Annotated in this window: 18 protein-coding genes; 17 read left to right on the top strand and 1 reads right to left on the bottom strand. The window is 30.8% G+C overall.

The annotated features are described in order from the left end of the window. The first annotated feature begins 9 nt into the window (after positions 1–9). Complete coding sequence (locus tag ACWJJ7_RS10530; protein WP_462962099.1) at positions 10–1,065, top strand: CotS family spore coat protein; 1,056 nt, start codon at positions 10–12, stop codon at positions 1,063–1,065. Positions 1,066–1,136: 71 nt separating this feature from the next. Here ACWJJ7_RS10530 and ACWJJ7_RS10525 read toward each other — a convergent pair whose 3' ends face one another. Then, positions 1,137–2,267: a glycosyltransferase family 4 protein gene (locus tag ACWJJ7_RS10525; RefSeq protein ID WP_462962098.1), complete on the bottom strand. Its 1,131-nt coding sequence runs from the start codon at positions 2,265–2,267 to the stop codon at positions 1,137–1,139. A gap of 139 nt (positions 2,268–2,406) precedes the next feature. Here ACWJJ7_RS10525 and ACWJJ7_RS10520 point away from each other — a divergent pair, with 139 nt between their 5' ends. From ACWJJ7_RS10520 to ACWJJ7_RS10445, 16 genes are all read left to right on the top strand, one after another. Further along, entirely contained in the window at positions 2,407–3,411 is a 1,005-nt protein-coding gene (locus ACWJJ7_RS10520) for a CotS family spore coat protein (RefSeq protein ID WP_462962097.1), read from the top strand. A gap of 121 nt (positions 3,412–3,532) precedes the next feature. Beyond that, on the top strand, positions 3,533–4,447 hold the full coding sequence (yabG, locus tag ACWJJ7_RS10515; protein WP_462962096.1) for a sporulation peptidase YabG: 915 nt from the start codon (positions 3,533–3,535) through the stop codon (positions 4,445–4,447). Between the two features lie 298 nt (positions 4,448–4,745). After that, complete coding sequence (locus ACWJJ7_RS10510; RefSeq protein ID WP_071611048.1) at positions 4,746–4,982, top strand: Veg family protein; 237 nt, start codon at positions 4,746–4,748, stop codon at positions 4,980–4,982. Positions 4,983–5,322: 340 nt separating this feature from the next. Continuing rightward, complete coding sequence (locus ACWJJ7_RS10505) at positions 5,323–6,885, top strand: DUF3794 and LysM peptidoglycan-binding domain-containing protein (protein WP_462962095.1); 1,563 nt, start codon at positions 5,323–5,325, stop codon at positions 6,883–6,885. Positions 6,886–7,171: 286 nt separating this feature from the next. Next, complete coding sequence (gene ispE / locus ACWJJ7_RS10500) at positions 7,172–8,014, top strand: 4-(cytidine 5'-diphospho)-2-C-methyl-D-erythritol kinase (protein WP_462962094.1); 843 nt, start codon at positions 7,172–7,174, stop codon at positions 8,012–8,014. 195 nt (positions 8,015–8,209) lie between these two features. Further along, positions 8,210–8,401 (top strand): CLC_0170 family protein, encoded by a 192-nt coding sequence (locus ACWJJ7_RS10495; protein ID WP_462962093.1) that lies wholly within the window; start codon positions 8,210–8,212, stop codon positions 8,399–8,401. Positions 8,402–8,551: 150 nt separating this feature from the next. Further along, positions 8,552–10,012, top strand: coding sequence for a spore germination protein (locus tag ACWJJ7_RS10490; RefSeq protein WP_462962092.1), 1,461 nt, complete (start codon positions 8,552–8,554; stop codon positions 10,010–10,012). Positions 10,013–10,049: 37 nt separating this feature from the next. Beyond that, positions 10,050–11,177, top strand: coding sequence for a GerAB/ArcD/ProY family transporter (locus ACWJJ7_RS10485; RefSeq protein WP_462962091.1), 1,128 nt, complete (start codon positions 10,050–10,052; stop codon positions 11,175–11,177). Next, on the top strand, positions 11,167–12,342 hold the full coding sequence (locus tag ACWJJ7_RS10480) for a Ger(x)C family spore germination protein (protein ID WP_462962090.1): 1,176 nt from the start codon (positions 11,167–11,169) through the stop codon (positions 12,340–12,342). The genes ACWJJ7_RS10485 and ACWJJ7_RS10480 overlap by 11 nt, the downstream gene beginning before the upstream one ends. 59 nt (positions 12,343–12,401) lie before the next feature. After that, positions 12,402–13,031 carry a stage II sporulation protein R gene (gene spoIIR, locus ACWJJ7_RS10475; RefSeq protein ID WP_462962089.1) on the top strand — a complete coding sequence of 210 codons (630 nt, stop codon included), beginning with the start codon at positions 12,402–12,404 and terminating at the stop codon, positions 13,029–13,031. 71 nt (positions 13,032–13,102) lie between these two features. Beyond that, positions 13,103–14,473, top strand: coding sequence for a germination protein YpeB (ypeB, locus tag ACWJJ7_RS10470; RefSeq protein WP_462962088.1), 1,371 nt, complete (start codon positions 13,103–13,105; stop codon positions 14,471–14,473). 272 nt (positions 14,474–14,745) lie between these two features. Then, entirely contained in the window at positions 14,746–15,777 is a 1,032-nt protein-coding gene (locus tag ACWJJ7_RS10465) for a D-alanine--D-alanine ligase family protein (RefSeq protein ID WP_462962087.1), read from the top strand. A 20-nt stretch (positions 15,778–15,797) separates the two neighbouring features. Beyond that, the gene (locus tag ACWJJ7_RS10460; protein ID WP_462962086.1) at positions 15,798–16,781 is read left to right on the top strand and encodes a tRNA 4-thiouridine(8) synthase ThiI; all 984 of its coding nucleotides are present in this window, start codon (positions 15,798–15,800) and stop codon (positions 16,779–16,781) included. A 14-nt stretch (positions 16,782–16,795) separates the two neighbouring features. Then, the gene (locus ACWJJ7_RS10455) at positions 16,796–17,218 is read left to right on the top strand and encodes a YwiB family protein (protein ID WP_462962085.1); all 423 of its coding nucleotides are present in this window, start codon (positions 16,796–16,798) and stop codon (positions 17,216–17,218) included. A 153-nt stretch (positions 17,219–17,371) separates the two neighbouring features. Then, positions 17,372–17,665, top strand: a complete 294-nt coding sequence (locus tag ACWJJ7_RS10450; protein WP_462962084.1) for a ribose-5-phosphate isomerase — start codon at positions 17,372–17,374, stop codon at positions 17,663–17,665. A gap of 244 nt (positions 17,666–17,909) precedes the next feature. Continuing rightward, a complete protein-coding gene (locus tag ACWJJ7_RS10445) occupies positions 17,910–19,514 on the top strand; it encodes a CTP synthase (protein ID WP_462962083.1) in 1,605 nt (534 codons plus the stop codon). Positions 19,515–19,735 lie beyond the last annotated feature (221 nt).

Here is a 19,735-nt window from a genome sequence, read left to right as displayed (position 1 = left end):
GGTGAGAACATGTTAGACGTTAGATTTAAAGATAAGGCTTATTTAAGTAAATATGATTTAGATGTAGATTTATTTAGCGAATTCGATCTAGTGGTTGATGATGTTATTCCAGTAAGAAAAGTATTTATACTTAATACTGATAAAGGTGATAAAGTTTTAAAAAAAGTGAGCTATAGCATTTCCCAACTTGAATTCATTAATTATGGGATTGATTATATTAGAAATAATAATTTTTATAGGATCATTGAATTTGAAAAGACAAAATCCAAACTCATATATGTCCCCTGGAAAAATGATATATATTGTATTATGAATTTAGTAGAAGGGAGAGAGTGTGAGTATAGTAACCCAGTGGATGTAATGCTTGCGTCTAGAGCAATAGCTGAGCTTCATAAGGCATCGGAAGGGCTTTTATATGAGGAGGCATTTGAAAGGTTGCTCGTGAAAAATGATCAGCGGTACTTATGTGGTAGAATAATAGAAAATTTTAAAAAAAAATTAAATGATCTTATGTTTTTTAAAAGTATAGCAACTCGAAATGAAAATAAAAATGAATTTGATTATATATTTCTAGAATATGAAAAATATTATGAGAAAAATATAATGCAAAGCATAAATATTCTAAGCGGATCAGAGTATTACAATTTATGCAAGGAAAAAGAAAAAATTGTATTTTGCCATCATGATTTAGCTCACCATAATATATTAATTAATAAGGAAGATGTATATTTCTTAGATTTTGATTATGCAGTTATAGATTTAAAGGTACATGATATTTGTAACTTTATAAATAAAGTCATTAAAAATTTCGCTTATGATATAGAAAAGGGAAATAGTATTTTAAGTGAATATACGCAGGTATGCCCATTGGATAATCGGGAATTAAAGGTATTGTACGGCATGCTTAGCTTCCCGGAGGATTTTTACAGTATAGCTAGAGATTATTATACAAGAAAAAAACAGTGGAGTGAAGAGGTGTTTTTAAGCAGATTAAAGAAAAAAGTGGAAGGTAGAGAAGATAGAGAAGAGTTTTTAGAGGCCTTTAAGGATCATTATAATTGTTAGTTTAAAAGCCCTACATAGTTGTAAATACACTATGTGGGGCTTTTGTTTCGATAATTTAATAATAAAGCCATTTATTTAAACGTTCCTAATATATTTTGATAAGCACTTAGAGTAGCTGCAGCTGTATGTTCCCAAGTTAAGGTAGAGGCTCTTTTTAACCCTTTAGTTATAAGGGATTGTCTTAAGTCATTATCAAGGAGCGCATTATACATTTTTTTACTTAAGTCATTAACATCATATGGATTTACAAGTAAAGTTGAATCCTTAACTATTTCGGGGATAGAGGTAGCGTTAGAGGCGATTACAGGAACGCCACAAGCCATTGCTTCAATTGGTGGTAATCCAAAACCTTCATAAAATGAAGGGTATACAAATAGCTCACAAGCGTTATACATGAAAGGGATATGGGGCATAGATATAAACCCTGGGAAAATTACTTTATCATCAATGTGTAAATCTTGCGCTCTTTTTTTATATATATCATATGATTTACCTTTGCTACCTGCAATAACTAATTTAATATCTTTTTTTAATTTTGGTAAAAGCAGACTAAAGGAATTTAGTAATCCAAGGATATTCTTTCTGGGACTAAATCCTCCGACATAAAGAATATAGTCTCCTGTAATAGAATAATTTTTTTCGATTATAGATTTACTAAGAGATTTGTCATAAGGCTTATAAATATCTTCACTAGCTAAATAAGTGACATATATTTTTTCTCTTGGATAGTTAAAAGCTTTAATAATATCTTCTTTTGAATATTCAGACACGGTAATTATTCCATCACATAAGGGAATAATATTGGGTAATTTTTCGTTGAAAATTTTTAAATACTGTTCGCCAACTGTATCTGGCATTTTATACGGAATAACATCATGCAGCGTAATAACAAAGGGACAGGTTTTGTTTGACGGCAGCCCAATACCGTTTTGAGGAACGTGGTATATGCCCAAAGACTTATCTATTGAAGTGTTAGGGATATTCACCTCATTCCAAAAGTTATTTTGACTATCTTGCTTAATACTTTTTATATGAAAATTTTCTTTAAAGGGTATGGCAAGCTTACAGTCGTCTGGTACAAAAAGCGAATAATCATTAAAATTGTCTATTTTATTTAAAGAATTAATTAGCTGGTAAGAATAAGTTCCTATACCAGTTCCTCTATACCATTTTGCAGCTCTAGCATCAATTCCAATTTTCATTTTAAGACTCCTTAAATACTGATTTAATAAATGAATATATTTTATTATATTAAGAGAAAGCATAAATGTTGTTAAAACATACAAGAATTTATTCTAAAATGAAATATTAGTAATATAAATTATAGGGGGGGTGAGTAACATGATGAGGGAATTTGAAATTGAAAGACAATATGGTATTAAGATAGAAAGTATACGTCCCAATAAGGGAGTGTATTTTTTGGAGACAGATGACGGTGCTAAGTGTCTAAAGAAAATCAGTTACGGGACACAAAAACTTTTGTTTGTATACGGAGCCAAAGAGCATCTTGCAAAAAATGGATTTGACAAGGTTGATAGATATTTTTTAAATACAGAAGGAAATCCTTATGCATTAGTTAATGAAGATATTTATACACTATCAACCTGGATAGATGGTCGCGAATGTGATTTTCATAATAAAGAGGATTTAGTTGAAGCATCAAAAAATTTAGCTTATATGCATATTGCATCCAAAGGATATGATCCACCAGAAAATAGTAAGCTAAAAACAGATCTTGGAAGATGGCCACATTTGATGGAAAAACGAATAAAGTCCTTTGATAAAATGCAAGGTATGATTAGAAAAAAGAAGAATTTTAAAACAGATTTTGATATGAATTTTATAAGGAGTGTTGATGATCAAAAAGAATTAGCCAAAAGAGCCATGGCTATATTAGATGACTCTAGGTACTTTGACATATGTAGGCAAACAGAAGAAGAAAAAGGATTTTGCCACCATGATTATACTTATCATAATATTATTATTGATAAAAATAATGATGTTAATATAATTGATTTTGATTACTGCAAAAGAGAAGTAAAAGCATACGATTTATCTAATTTTTTAATCAAAATGCTTAAAAATCAGGATTGGGACATAAAATATGCTGAAATAGTATTACAAGCATATAGCAGTGTAAATCCTCTGTTAGAAGAAGAGTACAGACTCATATATGCATTTTTAGTATTTCCACAACGATATTGGAGGCTTTGCAATAGATACTATTATAATGAAGTTACCTGGATTCAAAATACTTTTAACAAGAAGATGGAGGAGCTAATTTCTGAAAGAGAAAAGTATATGGTATTTATTGAAGAATATAGAAAGGTATTCAATCAAAGGTAGAATAAACTATGGTATGTATTAAAGTTATGTAGATATAATGTTTGCATAACTTTTTTTTGATTTCACCTATTCGCTATATTTTCATAATATATATTATGGGTTTAAATATGGAGGTGGTACTGTGAAAATAGGTGACATTGTAGTAAGAAAATCTTATGGTGGAGACATTACCTTTAAAATAATAGATATTGTGCCAGGAGATAATGATGATGTGTATTTACTTAAGGGAATAAATTTAAGAATAGAAGCGGACTCTTTAAGTGAGGATTTAGAATTAGTAGCAGAAGATGTCATTGGTGAAATTGATAAGGTTTTTAATAAAAAGGTGAATGCATCTATTAAAAGAGTATTAATGAATAGAATTAAAGGGAGCAGAGGAGATAGAGGATCGGCTATAGATTTTAAAGGGAAAATTAAAGATTTGCAGTTAAAACAAGAAAAATACAAAGAATACAAAAATAAAGATATGGTTTTTGGAAGACCAGGAAAAATACTACATGTCGATGGTGATGCAGAATATTTAGAAGTTTGTTTAAAAACTTATAAGGAGTTATCTTTAAATGCTGTAGGTATGGTAATATCAGAAAAAAATCAACCAAATGAAATAGTGAATTTAGTTAAAGAAGTTAAGCCGGATATAGTAGTAATAACAGGGCATGATGGTATGGTAAAAGGAATAACTGATTATATGAATTTAAATAACTACAGAAATTCAAAGCACTTTGTAGAGGCTGTTATGGCTCTTAGATCTTATAATAGTAATTATGATGATTTAGTAATATTTGCAGGGGCATGTCAATCCTGTTATGAGGCAATTTTAGATGCTGGTGCTAATTTTGCTAGTGCTCCAAATCGTGTTTTAATCCATTGTTTAGACCCCGTTCTAGTTTGTGAGAAGATTGCATATACAAATATAGAAAATGTTGTAGCGATAGAAGATGTTATACAGAACACTATAACAGGATTAGATGGTATAGGTGGATTACAAACTAGAGGAAAGTATAGAGAGGGGTTTCCTAAGTCTAAGTATATATAGCCACGTAGGTTATCTTCAAAAATATTACTAAAATGCTGGTTATTTATAAAGTTAAAGGAGATACTATAAAAGGTTGTATTGAAAATATTATGTAATTGTACTATATTAGTGATTTATAAGGTAAATGTTCATAAAATAGATAATAATTAATTATGCGACGAATAATCTATGAAAATGAATTTTGTTAACATAAAATCAACATTGACAAAATTGTTATAGTAGTGATAAAATATAAAGCTTACTTGACAAAAGAAAATATATAATATATAATGTAAAGTGTGGAAAGAGGGTGTTTGCTTTGGAAAAAATAAATGTACTGACTTCAATAAAAGATGAAATTGAAAGTCATGTTGGCGAAAGAGTAACATTAAAAGCTAATGGCGGAAGAAGAAAGATTCTTGTGGATAATGGAGTTATTGAAAAGACTTATCCAAATATTTTTGTTATTAGATTAGAAAAAGACACCCACAGGACAGTGACGTATAGTTATTCAGATGTTTTGACAAAAACAGTTCAAATAGTTTTTGCAGGATAAAGCGATACTGTATCATAGTATCGTTTTTTACATTTATAAATAGAGCCTAGGCATATGAAAACAAATAACAAGTAAAATATACTAGCTTGGTAGTTATTTTCATGTGACTAATATAAGATTAACAGAGCATATATTAAAGGGAATGCATTGGGTTATTAATAACTGTGCATTCCCTTTAATATATGTTTTTTTATTAGAAAATTATGTTGAATTTTGCAATACGAATAAAAGCATTAAATATCATATTTAAGTGACTATTTCTATATATATTAATAGTAGGTATTTTAGGAGGGTAACAACCTATAAGTGTTACCCCAATAGAAATACGAGGAGGCATAATGTGGAAATAAATTTGAAAAGAGAAAACATAGAGTATGAACAATTGTTAGGAGAAAATACTGTTGATACAGTAGTGAAAGAAGAATATGTAATACCGGATACTCATCCAGATGTTAAGGAAATTCTTATGTTAGATGTTAAAGCCTTAATAAATTCTAAAGAAATAATTCAAGATAAGGTATATTTAGAAGGCGAAATTCAATATAATGTACTTTATATTACAAAAGGACAAGAGCGTACTGATGTGGAGAACGTTGTATATAGTTCAAAGTTCTCAAATACAATAGATATAATGGGTGCGATGCCTGAAATGCTTTGTGATGCTGAATGTTTTGTAGAACATATGGAGTGTAGAATAGTTAATGAGAGGAAAATATGTTTAGAGGGTATTTTAAAATCAAAATCTGAAGTATATAAAAATTTCAATTTCCAAATAGTTAAAGATATTGAAGCAGTTAAGGATATTCAATATTTAAAAAATCCTACTAGTATAGATAAAGTCATAAGGAATTTTAATGGTGAGCTTATTGGAAAGGCTAATATAAAAGTCCCAATGGAGAAGCCAGAAATTGCTAAAGTTATAAAATGTGATGTTAATATTCATAAGAAAGAAGTGAAATTGTACGAAGGGAAAATTCAAATTAATGCTTATGCATTTATTAATATGATATATAAGGGAAAAGATAGCAGGGAATTAATTTATATTGAGCATGAAGTTATGTTAAATAAAGAATTAGATTTTCAAGATGTAAATCCTTACATGGACCAATATACAGACTTTAAGGTAGATGCTATGGAATATGATATTAAGGAAGATGATTTGGGAGAAAAAAGAATTTTTGATGTAGAGTTTTTGATAAAAACTAATACAAGAGGCATGCACAAAGAAGAAGTGGATATGATCGAAGATGTATATTCACCGACTACAAAGCTTGAGATGGATAAAAAGGATTATGGACTTAATGTAATGCAAGGACAATTATTAACTGAAACATTAGTTAAAGGAGATATAGAACTAGATAGCAGCAAGGGTAAGCCTAGCAAGGTTATTATGTGTAATGCCACCGTTTGTGTAACAGATAAAAAGGTAATTGAGGATAAGGTTATAATTGATGGCATAATGAATGTAACTGTATTATACAGAAGTGATGATGAAGAAAAATATCTTTCCGCTGTGTATGAGGAGATACCTTTCACCTGTGGGGCGGATATATTAGGCGCTAAGATAAATATGAGCAGCATGTGTAAAGTTTCACTCGAAAATATAAATGTAGATATTGAGGCAGGAAATATAGCAGTTAGAGCTGTAGTGAAAGTGTATGTAAGAGTAAATTATATGGTACAGAAAAAATTTTTAGTTGATGTTTACCCAATTGAGGGCGAGACACCTAAGAAAAAAGCTAGTGTTACTATTTATGTAGTTCAATCGGCAGACACCTTGTGGAAAATAGCTAAAAAATATAATACAACAATGCAAGAAATTGCAAGAGTGAATCAAATAGAAGATCCTAATATTATAAAAGTTTCACAAAAACTTATAATACCTGGTAGAATAATTATATAATTAAAACTTCTATTGCTGCCTGAAACCTGATTTTACAAATTAGTTTTCAAGTAGCCCTAACCCCTATGTGGTATAAATAACACATAGGGGTTTTATTATATTTGGCATACCATATTTTAAATTATATGTAGCAATATTAAATTTGTTGTAATATACTGATTTTATTAAGAATGTTTCACAAGAAATGATTCGTCTTATATAAATATTGGAATCCCTAAGGGAGGGGCTAAATAATTATTAATTGAATTGTTTTTGTGAATTATCAATAAAGAGTTGGAGGAAAATCATGTTAGTAAAAGCTTATGGAAAAATAAACATATCTTTAGATATAGTAGGTAAAAGAGAAGATGGATATCATTTATTAAAAATGGTTATGCAAAATGTAGATCTATATGATTCTATGTCCTTTCAAAAATGTAACAAGGGTATTAATATAAGCTGTAATAAGCCGTACATACCTACAGATGATAAGAATTTAGTATATAAGGCTGCAAAACTTTTTATGGATACTTATGATATTCACGAAGGTATAAATATATATCTTAAGAAAAACATTCCTGTAGCAGCAGGTATGGCAGGTGGGAGTGCTGATGCAGCAGCTGTTTTTAAAACATTGAAACAAGTATTCAAAATAGATGTAGATGACAATGAACTTATGAAGTTAGGTGTCAAAATAGGCGCAGATGTTCCTTATTGTATAACAGGAGGGACTGCCCTATGTGAAGGCATAGGAGAAATTATTACCCCACTCGCGCCTTTTAAAAATTATATTTTAGTATTGGTTAAGCCCAATTTTGGAGTATCAACTAAGGAGGTTTTTAAAAACTTAGACATTAGTAAAATTTTTAAGCATCCAGATACAGATGCACTAATAAAAGCTATGGAACAAGAAAAATTAGCAGATGTATGCAGCAGTATGAAAAATTTACTTGAAAATGTTACGCTAAGAAAATATCCAGTTCTCAAAAGAATAAAAGAAGATATGGTTAAAATGGGTGCAATGGGTTCAATGATGAGCGGAAGTGGACCGACGATATTTGCCTTTTTTGATGATATGTTAAAAGCTCAAAGATGCTATGATAAATTTAAAATTCAATATAAAGAAGTATATATAACAAGAACAATTTAGATATAATTTCATAGTGAAATATAAGAACGTGTAAAAAGCCTTTGTGGTTTTTGCACGTTTTTATATTTATATAAGTGAATATTTTATACCAGTGTCGTAAAAGCTAGTTAAAACAAAGCAGAGTGAATTTGGTTAAGTATAAAGTTTTATAATTTATATTGATTTACTAATTATACTAAAATAGGGAGTAAAAGAATGAGAATATTAGAATTGTTTGATATCTATCTTCTTACAATGATGGTAGTTCAAGGTGCAGTTGTACTTACTGTAGATGCTAGAAACTTTAGGAAGTCCGGTATGGGTATTATTAGTAAAAAAGCACGTACCTTAGGATGGCTTGCAATTATTATAGCTAGTGTTCTATTTATACTGAGGTGGATATTTTAACGACATTTCAGAAGGGAAGTCTCCCACTTCTATAAGTGGGAGTATAAATCTCCTTCTGAAGTCGTCAATGCTTCTGCGAAGCTGTTGCAGCGACCCAAGAGAGGATTTAAGGATATAGTCGATCTATATACATATAAGGAAGTGAAGCTTATGAAAGAGAACATTAATGATAAAATCGAACTCGAAGCAGAAAAAAATATAGCGTACTTAAAAGAACTTTTACAAGATAACTCTGATGTTACTTTTAGAACTTTCAATGTGGGAGAGTGGAAAGCGGCACTAGTTTACATTGATGGAATGGCAGATAAATTGCTACTCAATCATTATGTATTAGAACCATTAATGTTATGTTCAAAGGGTATAGAGAGTGTAGAGGAAATAAAAGATACTGTACTTGCGGTGTCTGATATGAAGGAAGTAAAAAAAATAAGTGAAGGGGTTAATGCTGCCCTTTCTGGTGACACATTAATGTTTATAGATGAACTAAATTGCGCATATGTTATTGCTACACGGTCTTGGCCTGCTAGAGGGGTAGGCGACCCATCTGGCGAAACGGTAATTAGGGGAGCAAGAGAAGGGTTCACAGAGACTATAAGATTCAATACTGCCTTAATTAGAAGGCGAATAAGAGATACAAGGCTAAAAATTAAACCTAAAGCTATAGGAACTAGATCGAAAACCGATGTAGCTATTATGTATATTGACGATATAGTCAATAAAGAAGTACTTCAGGAACTTGAGAGTAGAGTAGATAAAATAAACATTGATGCAATTTTTGATAGTGCATACATTGAGCAGCTAATAGAGGATAATAAATATTCTCCGTTTCCTCAAATACAAAGTACAGAGAGACCAGATGTAGTAGCTGCAGCTTTATACGAAGGTAGAGTAGCGTTGGTTGTAGATAATTCACCTTTTGCAATTATTGTTCCAGCTACGTTACCTAATTTATTTCAATCTCCTGATGATTATTATCAAAGATGGATGCATAGTTCTATGGTTAGATTTATTAGGATGCTTTCTATACTTATTTCTCTTACTGCGCCGGCACTTTATGTGGCAGTTACCTCTTTTCATACAGATATAATACCTACTAAATTAGCGTATGCTATAGCAGCTTCCAGGGAAGGGGTGCCATTTCCTGCATTTATAGAGGCTATAATTATGGAATTATTTTTAGCGCTTCTTATGGAAGCTGTGGTTAGATTACCAAGGCCCATTGGAGCTACTATTGGTATTGTAGGAGGACTCGTTATAGGGCAATCTGCAGTGAGTGCAGGAATAGTTAGTCCAATTATGATAATTATTGTAGCAATTACATCTATTACTACATTTGTGACTCCTAATTATGAAATTACTACGGCGTTTAGACTTGTTAGATTTCTGCTTATTATTGCTTCTGCAATTGTAGGTTTTTATGGGATAATGATTGGGCTCATTATACTTCTCATTCATCTAGTTAGGATGAAAAGTTTTGGAATACCATATTTAGCACCAGCGGTTAGTACTGATATTAAGGATTTGAAAGATATGTACATTAGAGCGCCGATATCTGAGCTAAAAGAAAGGCCTAAATATATGAAGACGAGAGATAAGATAAGACAAAAATAATTTATGTCATCTTTTATGTGGAGGATAAAGCGATATTATGAGAGATAAAAAAATAATTGGAGATTTTGGATTATTTGCTACTATATCGGTAGCTGTAGTAGGTATAGAAATATTTTCCTGTCCAAAAGAAGTTATAGATAAAGTAGGTAGTGACGCGTGGATAGTTACTTTAATAGGAGGGGCGATAATTTTTTTATTGCTGTATCTTATATATTTGGTTATGAAGAAAAATGATTTTGAGGATCTTACAAATATATTGCAGAATAATTTTGGAAAACTTCTTGGAGGAGTATTTGCTATTACATTCGCAATGTATAGTATATTTATTGTTGCCCTCGGAATGAGGGAATTTGCTGAAGTAATTAAATTATATTTATTAAGGCGGACTCCTACAGAATTTATTTTAATGATTACTATCTTAACAGGGACCTACTTAGTTAGAGGTGAAATAGGTGATTTAGTTAAGTTTAATGAAATTTCATTTTGGATTATCTTTGTTCCGGCTTTTGCAGTTTTAATAATTACAGCAGTAAATGCGGACTTTACAAATTTATTACCAGTGTTAAACAATAAACCATCTGATTACTTTAGGGCTTCTAGGTATATTTTATTCTGTTTTGGGGGAATTGAAATAGCCTATCTTATTCTTCCTTATGTTAAAAATAAGAGCAATTCATCCCATGTTTTAAAAAAGAGTATTATGTTTGTAACAATCTTTTATCTAGTTGTAATGATACTTGTTTTAGCTGTGTTCTCTAAAATGCAGAGTAGAATTTTATTATGGCCAACAATTTCTATGATAAGGTCTTTAGATATACCAGGCACATTTATAGAGAGATGGGAAGGAGCAGTAATGGCGTTGTGGGTACTTTTTTATTTCACTACATTTGTTAATGCTTACTTCTTTTCTAGTGAGATTGTAAAAAATGTATTTAAATTGAAAGATATTAAACTATCTTCACTTTTAATTATGCCTATTATTTATATCATAGCACTATATCCAGAGAATATAGCAGAGCTTTATACTTTGCAATTCAAAACTACCCCAGTTATATTAACGGCTATATTTGTTTTTGTAGTGTTGCCAATGCTTATTTTGCTTATAGGTAAAGGTAAAAGTAAAGGTAAAGGTAAAGTGAGGTGGAAAAGTACGGATGAAATTTAAGAAGGTTTTACCGATTATCTTAAGTTGCATGTTGCTTAGCGGATGCTGGGATAAAGCAGAAATAGATAGGCTTGATTTCATATCTACTATAGCTGTTGACCCAGGGGAAGATATTGATAAAGAAAAGGAATTAAAAAGTATTAATCCAGAAGAGCCATTTGCTGAGGCGCAGATTAAGAAAATTAATGTAACTTATGGATTTCCAGATATGAGTATGGTAGGGGCCGGTAAAAGTGGGAGTCCGCAGGAAAAATATATTAACACACAGGCATCCTCTATGGAGGACGCTGTGTCAGAAGCAATGGCTAAAAGCAGTAGAGATATATACATGGGACATACTAAGCTACTTATATTAAGTAGCAATTTATTAAAATATAAAGATACTGTCAAAGAGATAGTGGATTATCTGCAACGGAATCCTAGCATAAATAGAATGCTTCAGGTAGTTGTCTCAGAAGGCACAGCTGAAGAATATGTAAAATTCAAACCCATGACAGAAAATAGCACCCAATATTATATTTCTGGACTTATGGATAACAGCAAGAAAAATTCTAGAATTATGAGCATAAATTTAAATGAATTTCTTATTCTCTTAAGTGAAAATGGAAGTGCGTTACTACCCAGAATAACTTTAGATAAGGGAAAAAAAGAATTGATTTTAACTGGGGCTGCTATAATTAAAGATTATGAATTAAAAGGATATTTTACGCCAGTCGAACTAATGGACATTCAATTGTTAAGTGGAAAGTTTAAAGCTGGTAAAAAAGTTATCTACATGGAAGGACACCCTGTTGATTATATAATAGACGGATATAAAAGGAGGATGAAAGTTACACAGGAAGGAGATAAGTTAGCTATTAATATTGATATAAGCCTTGAGGGCCAGCTGGGGGGTTATTATGTAGGTAAAAAAATACTTGAAAAAGATGAATTACAAAGGCTACAAAACACTTTTAATAATTCCATTAGTAAAGAATGTGAAAAAAATATGAAAATTGCTATAAAAGAATTTGAGATAGACCCCTTTGGAACCCGTGAACATATTGAAAAATTTAACCCTTTGTTATGGAACAAAATAGAAAAGGATTGGAATGAGAAATATAAAAATGCAAAAATAAATGTAACTGTTAATACTAAAATGCGAAGAAGTGGAGCAGTTCAGTGAATAGAATTACATAATATGTTAATACTTTAAATATAAATCATTATATTCGGGGGGATACCATGAAAAAATTTATATTAACAAGCATTACCATAATTATTATAATTTCTATAGCTTTAAATTTGAGTAATGTAACTGGAAAAGCGAGTCAAGGTGATGTTGCTGGTAAACTTATAAGATTTCATGTAATAGCTAATAGTGATGACAAAATAGATCAAAAATTAAAATTAAAAGTAAGGGATGCTGTTTTAAAATATATATCACCAAAACTTAAGGATTGCGAGAGTATAGAAGAATCAAGAAATATTATAAATAATGAAGATAAAAACATTAAAAAAATTGCGGAAATGGTTATAAAGAAAAATGGCTTTAAATATTCCGTAGTTACAGCCCTTTCAAAGGAATATTTTCCAGTTAAAACATACGGAAACATAACGCTACCACAAGGGGAATACGAAGCTTACAGAATAATTATTGGAACGGGCACAGGCCAAAACTGGTGGTGTGTTATGTTTCCACCGTTATGCTTTGTAGATATTACTAAAGGAAATGTATCCTACGAAAAAACGGAAAAAGAAATGAAGACCGTACTATCAGATGACGAGTATAATTTGGTAGATAATACTGTAAACAATAAAAAAATAGTTGTTAAATTTAAACTGGGCGAGATTTTCAATAATTTATTTAGTTAAAAAAATATCTAGGAGATCACTAGAGGATAATAATTATTATCCTCTAGTGAGGAATATCGGGAGGGAAACATATGAAAATGCTAAAGAAAAGAATTTTGTATACAAGTGCTGTAACTGTAATTGTTGTATTTTCAACTACTTTTGCTATACTAATGTTTTTAGAAAGGTTAGATTATAGAAATTATCTTCAAGGTCAATATAGTAAAAACATGTATGAACTTGTTGATTCCGTACAAAGTATAAGAATAAATCTAGGTAAATCTGCTATTGTGGGGTCTAGAGAACAAAGCATAGTAGTTTTTGAGGAAATATTTAGATATTCAGGTACTGCGAATGATAAATTACATTCGTTGCCACTCGAACAATCAGTTATTGGAGATACTAGCGAATTTTTAAATCAAGTAGGAGATTTTTGCTATACTTTAGCTAAAGCATCATCAGAAGGAAAGGAACTTACTAATAAGGAATATGAATTAATTGACAAATTAGAAATGCAATCATATACGCTCCAGGAACAATTAAATGGAGTGCTTTCTGAAATAAATGAAGGACGCGTTAAATGGGGAGAGATTAGGAAAAAAAGTAGTGGGGTACTAGCAAAAGAGGGAAAGAACCTTGTGACTGAAAAATTCACAGGTATACAAAAACAAATAGTCCAATATCCAGCATTAATTTATGATGGACCTTTCTCTGATAATGTATTGGAAATAAAGCCTAAAATAATAGCCCAAAAGGAAGTAAGTGAAAAAGAAGCGATCAAAATAATAAAAGATACATTTGGAGAAGATAAAATTGAAAGCATTGAAAGTAAGAAAGCAGAAGGGAAGACTAAAATACCTGCCTATACCTTCCATGTAGGATTCAAAGGGAGAGGTAAAAGTGATGGTAAAACAGTAATAGAAGTAAGCAAAAACGGAGGTAGAATAGTATATTTATTAGATGATAGACCTATAGGAAAACCAACTTTGAATGTCGATAAGGCAATACAAAGTGGAAGTAAGTTTATTAGTAAGATAGGATATAAAAATATGGAGTCTACATACGTGCTGAATTATAGCAACACATTAGTGGTAAGTTATGTATATAAACAAGGAGAATTGGCGATTTATCCAGATCAAGTAAAGATTAAGATTGCGCTAGATGATGGTAGTATTATAGGAATTGAATCTGAAAAATTTCTAGTGTCTCATGTTGAAAAAAGGGAGGACACTAAGCCGAAAATAACTGCAGAAAAAGCACAAGAAAAGGTTGGCAAACGGCTAAAAATAAATAAAATTAGTTTAGCTATCATACCAACTGAGACTAATAAAGAAGTTTTGTGCTATGAATTTTTAGGCTCATATAAGGAGAAAGATTTTATAGTATATATTAATGCTAATACTGGGTATGAGCAAAGAATAATAGAAATAATAGATACCCCTAATGGAAAATTAACTATTTAGTATAATAAAAGGTTAAGAGGACGAAAATATTACATGTAGTCAGTTAAATAGAGGATATATGTGCGATTATGCACGTATATCCTCTATTCTATTGAGGTATTTTTAATTTGCCATTGTAATTTCAAGTGTGTTATTAGAGAAAGTGAGTCTTGAAAATTAAAATACAAAGGAATAGATAAAAATGATATAATATTATATAATACTAAAAAAATTAGTATTGTATACTAAATTTATTGGAAAATGGTTACTATGGTTATAAGGAGTGAGCGTTAATGAAAAAGAAGATAGCAGTGTTATTTGGTGGGCAGTCCACAGAACATGAGGTTTCGAGAATGTCAGCAACATCAGTATTGAAAAATATTGATCAAACAAAATATGATATATACCCTATAGGAATAACTAAGGATGGGCTATGGTTTGAATATACTGGTAAATTAGATAATATAGGGAATGGAGAATGGGAAAAGGACGAATATTATAAAAGGCCAGAGGGACAAAACATTATATTTAATAAAGAGGTGGATGTAGTATTCCCAGTATTGCATGGTTCGTTTGGGGAAGATGGAACTATTCAAGGTATGTGTAAATTATCCAATATTCCTTGCGTGGGTCCCGGAGTAATGTCTTCTGCTATTTGCATGGATAAAGTATATACAAAATACTTATTAGAAAAATTCAATGTAAAGCAAGCTGATTATGTGGTAATAAATTCGAGTGAACATGCAAAAGACAAAGAAATATTAATGGAAAAGATAGAAAAAAAATTGGGATATCCAGTATTTATTAAACCATCTAATGGAGGGTCCTCTGTAGGTATAACAAAAGCACACAATAAATATGAATTAATGCTTGGAGTAAAAGAAGCTCTAAAATATGATAGAAAAATTTTAGTTGAACAGGCCATTAATGCAAGGGAAATTGAGGTTGCTGTAATCGGGAATGATTATCCTGAGGCGGCTATACCGGGAGAAGTAATCCCCGCAAAAGAATTCTATGATTATGAAGCTAAATATAAAAACGCGGAATCTAAACTTTTAATACCTGCGGCATTGTGTGAAGCTAAGCTACAGATCATTAAAGAGGAATCTGTAAAAATTTATAAAATACTAGATTGTGCTGGGATGGCAAGAGTGGATTTCCTAGTGGATAAAGAAACAGAAGATGTTTATTTAAATGAAGTTAACACCATACCAGGTTTTACTCAAATAAGTATGTATCCTAAAATGTGGCAAGCTACAGGGAAAACTTATGTGAAGCTTATTGATGAGCTTATTGAATTGGCTATCAATAGGAATAATAAATAGTAAAGAGAGGCGAAATACGTATGACAACAGCTTTGGCTATGATTTCTGGAGGCCTTGATAGTATATTAGCGGCAAAACTTGTAAAAGATCAGGGAATAGAAGTCATTGGGATATGCTTTAAATCACACTTTTTCAATGAGGAAAATGCATTGAAAATCGTTAAACAAATAGATATACCATTAGAAGTTATAGACTTCTCAGATGAACATTTTGAAATGGTAAGGAATCCAAAACATGGGTATGGTAAGAATGTGAATCCTTGTATCGACTGCCATGCTATGATGATGAGATATTGTGGAGAGCTATTAGAAAAATTCCATGCGGATTTTATTATAACAGGAGAAGTGTTAAATCAAAGACCTATGTCGCAAAATAGATCAGCTTTAGACATAGTGAAAAATGAATCCGGTATAGGAGATAAAATCTTAAGGCCGTTATGTGCTAAAAATCTTAACCCAACTCAAATGGAGATAGAAGGGTTAATAGATAGAGAATCCCTTTTGGATATAAAAGGTAGAAATAGAAAAATCCAAATGGAACTAGCGCAAAAGTGGGGTATTCTAGAGTATCCATCACCTGCTGGTGGATGTAAACTTACGGAGCCTAACTATTCTATAAGACTTAAGGACATTTTGGAGTATAAAGAAGATATATCAAAAAAGGATCTAGAATTATTAAAAATAGGAAGACATTTCAAGGTATCTAAGGATGCTAGGATTATATCTACAAGAACTCAGGAAGAGGGCGAACTGTTAAAACAACTTTTAACGCAGGAAGATTTAGTATTCTTAGCTGCGGATTATAATGGGTCTACTGTTACTATAATTGGCAAAGAGACAAATGAAGATATTGAATTTGCAGCTAAAATTGCAGGGAGATATTGTAAGGGGAAGGATGAAAAGATTATATCTATTAGTTATGGCAGTTATGATCATCCTTTAAATAAATTTATAGATATAACACCTGCAACTGAGGAAGAAATAAACAACTACATTTTAAAATAGCGAGGGGTAAGGTTATGAAGAAAAACGCAATAATTTCAGTTGTTAGTAGACAAGCTGACAATGAAGATGATGGTGAAGCAATTGAGGTGGTGACACCGGGTAAATTTTATAAAGAAGATGATTGCTATTATGCAGTATATGAAGAGACCGAGATTTCAGGAATGAAGGGAACTACTACTACATTAAAAATTGATGAAGAAAAGTTTACACTTATAAGAACGGGAACTACTAATACTGAAATGAAATTTAAAAAGTATGTAAGGGACTTAACTTTATACAATACGCCCCATGGAGCATTAGATCTTACTGTGGACACTAAGGAGTTAAAGATGAACGTGGATGATAATGGTGGAGATGTATTTATAGATTATGATATGATAATAGGGAATCAACAAGTTTTAAGTACGACTTTACAAATTAACATTAAGGCACAATAAAAATAAAGGCTATGTTCTAATAATAGAACATAGCCTTTATTAACATGATACATTTTTTTTATAAAGAAGTTTAAATTATGTGTATAGTTTTTGTGTATAAGTGTCAATAATTTAAGTGACAACATAATATATAGAAAATCTAGGAGTGATTTAATGTTAAAAAATATTAATTATGAGAAGATAATAGAAGCTATTTGTTACGTTAAAGGTATAAAAAGTCATGAATCATTAAAAATATTAAAAGATAGAGAGTGTAAGTATATTTTATTCTTATTATTAAAAAAGTATAAATGTGGAGATGAAGAGATCGTTTATAAGAATTTTCTGATTTCAAACAAAAGAGCTGCTAATTACGGATTAAAAAAAGCAGAGGAACGATTTTTTATTAATAAAGAATTTAGAGAGAGGTATTTCGAAATAGAGAACATATTAAATGAAGCTAACTAGAAATGCAAATATAAAGATTTGAAATTTTACATAATAAAACTCCAAAAAAGAAAAAAACATTGGTGGATGACAAAAAAGTGTGTTAAAATAATATTATTATTTTAAAAATAGATATGCCATTTTACTATACTATTCAATTTATAGGGTAATTCCTATTATAGAATTATAAAGAACATTTGTCAAGTTGTTTTTTTATAATAGTTAAATAATTTATAATGAGCAATAAAACATAGGGGGAGTAATTATGAGTGCTAAGTACATATTTGTCACAGGTGGAGTAGTGTCATCTTTAGGGAAAGGAATAACAGCAGCTTCATTAGGGAGGCTCTTGAAAAATAGAGGGTTAAAGGTTTCTATTCAAAAATTTGACCCATATTTAAATGTGGACCCAGGAACCATGAGTCCGTATCAACATGGTGAAGTTTTTGTTACGGATGATGGTGCGGAAACAGATTTAGATTTAGGACATTATGAGAGATTTATTGATGAGAATTTAAGCAAGAGTAGTAATGTAACCACAGGAAAAGTATATTGGTCAGTCATATCAAAAGAGAGAAGAGGGGACTATTTAGGTGGTACAGTACAAGTAATACCACATATAACTAATGAGATAAAAGAAAGAGTTTATCGAGTAGCTAAAGAAAAAGACGTAGATGTTGTTATAACTGAAATTGGTGGAACTGTTGGAGATATTGAGTCTTTACCTTTTTTAGAGGCTATAAGGCAGGTAAAATATGAAGTAGGAATAGAGAATGTTTGCTTTATCCATGTTACATTAGTGCCATATTTAAGGAAGGCTGGAGAACTTAAAACCAAGCCAACTCAACATTCTGTAAAAGAACTGAGAAGTATAGGCATTCAGCCAGATATCATAGTATGCCGCTCTGAGAAGAAAGTATCTGATGATTTGAAGGCTAAAATCGGTCTGTTCTGTAATTTGGAGGCTAACTGCGTAATTCAAAACTTGGATGCTGAGAATTTATATGAAGTACCACTTATGCTTCACAAACAAGGATTAGATACTCTAGTGTGTAAAAAATTAAAACTTACTTGCCATGAAATAGATAATGGTACATGGATTAATATGGTAGATAGATTGAAGAATTTATCTGGGAATGTAAAAATAGCTTTAGTAGGAAAATATGTAGAACTTCATGATGCATATATTTCTGTTGTCGAGGCATTGAGTCATGGAGGTCTTTATAATGATTGCAATGTAGAAATTAAATGGGTAGATGCTTGCGATGTAACTTTAGAAAATGCAAGTGAAATATTGGGAGATGTTCACGGAATATTGGTGCCTGGAGGATTTGGTGATAGAGGAATAGAAGGCAAAATACAGGCAACAAGATATGCTAGAGAAAATAAAGTGCCATTCTTTGGGATATGCCTCGGTATGCAGTGCGCTGTTATAGAATATGTAAGAAATGCGACAGGACTCAAAACCGCTAATAGTTCAGAAATTGATGCACAGACGGAGTATCCAGTAATAGATTTAATGCCAGACCAAAAGGATTTAGATGAAAAAGGAGGCACAATGAGACTAGGGCTATATGCATGTAAATTAGCAAAAGATTCTAATGCTTATGAAGCGTACAAAGATGAAGTGATATATGAAAGACATAGGCATAGATATGAATTTAATAATGAGTATAGAAAAGAAATAATTGATGCAGGACTTTTACTTACAGGAACAAGTCCTGATGAAAAATTAGTAGAAATAGTTGAAATTAAAGATCATCCTTGGTTTGTTGGAGTTCAGTTTCATCCAGAACTTAAATCTAGACCTAATAAACCACATGTATTATTTAGTGCTTTTATTAAGGCCTCGCTTGAACATAATAAATAATATAGTTAAAGGTCTGCGAGTAACATAAGCAGCCCTTTATTTTTTCACTCCATAACCAATTATTAAATAATTTTGAATTATAATGATTTTTATATAAAAGTTATTAATAATTTCAATTTAAATTTAGCAGGAATTTAATAAAATTAATAGAATTAGTATTAAACACTATAGCGAAGAAAATGGATTTATTTTAATAATCATTATTACTTATGTAAAAAATA

It is taken from the genome of Clostridium sp. CM042, assembly GCF_055080995.1.
Note: the sequence above shows the minus strand (reverse complement) of the source record. Positions and strands in the feature narration are given on the sequence as shown.

What these genes read in the sequence shown, in the direction of transcription:
- ACWJJ7_RS10530 (WP_462962099.1), top strand. Translation starts at nt 10, where the DNA reads ATGTTAGACGTTAGATTTAAAGATAAGGCTTATTTAAGTAAATATGAT.
- ACWJJ7_RS10525 (WP_462962098.1), bottom strand. Translation starts at nt 2,267, where the DNA reads ATGAAAATTGGAATTGATGCTAGAGCTGCAAAATGGTATAGAGGAACT.
- ACWJJ7_RS10520 (WP_462962097.1), top strand. Translation starts at nt 2,407, where the DNA reads ATGATGAGGGAATTTGAAATTGAAAGACAATATGGTATTAAGATAGAA.
- ispE (WP_462962094.1), top strand. Translation starts at nt 7,172, where the DNA reads ATGTTAGTAAAAGCTTATGGAAAAATAAACATATCTTTAGATATAGTA.
- ACWJJ7_RS10495 (WP_462962093.1), top strand. Translation starts at nt 8,210, where the DNA reads ATGAGAATATTAGAATTGTTTGATATCTATCTTCTTACAATGATGGTA.
- ACWJJ7_RS10490 (WP_462962092.1), top strand. Translation starts at nt 8,552, where the DNA reads ATGAAAGAGAACATTAATGATAAAATCGAACTCGAAGCAGAAAAAAAT.
- ACWJJ7_RS10485 (WP_462962091.1), top strand. Translation starts at nt 10,050, where the DNA reads ATGAGAGATAAAAAAATAATTGGAGATTTTGGATTATTTGCTACTATA.
- ACWJJ7_RS10480 (WP_462962090.1), top strand. Translation starts at nt 11,167, where the DNA reads ATGAAATTTAAGAAGGTTTTACCGATTATCTTAAGTTGCATGTTGCTT.
- spoIIR (WP_462962089.1), top strand. Translation starts at nt 12,402, where the DNA reads ATGAAAAAATTTATATTAACAAGCATTACCATAATTATTATAATTTCT.
- ypeB (WP_462962088.1), top strand. Translation starts at nt 13,103, where the DNA reads ATGAAAATGCTAAAGAAAAGAATTTTGTATACAAGTGCTGTAACTGTA.
- ACWJJ7_RS10465 (WP_462962087.1), top strand. Translation starts at nt 14,746, where the DNA reads ATGAAAAAGAAGATAGCAGTGTTATTTGGTGGGCAGTCCACAGAACAT.
- ACWJJ7_RS10460 (WP_462962086.1), top strand. Translation starts at nt 15,798, where the DNA reads ATGACAACAGCTTTGGCTATGATTTCTGGAGGCCTTGATAGTATATTA.
- ACWJJ7_RS10455 (WP_462962085.1), top strand. Translation starts at nt 16,796, where the DNA reads ATGAAGAAAAACGCAATAATTTCAGTTGTTAGTAGACAAGCTGACAAT.
- ACWJJ7_RS10450 (WP_462962084.1), top strand. Translation starts at nt 17,372, where the DNA reads ATGTTAAAAAATATTAATTATGAGAAGATAATAGAAGCTATTTGTTAC.
- ACWJJ7_RS10445 (WP_462962083.1), top strand. Translation starts at nt 17,910, where the DNA reads ATGAGTGCTAAGTACATATTTGTCACAGGTGGAGTAGTGTCATCTTTA.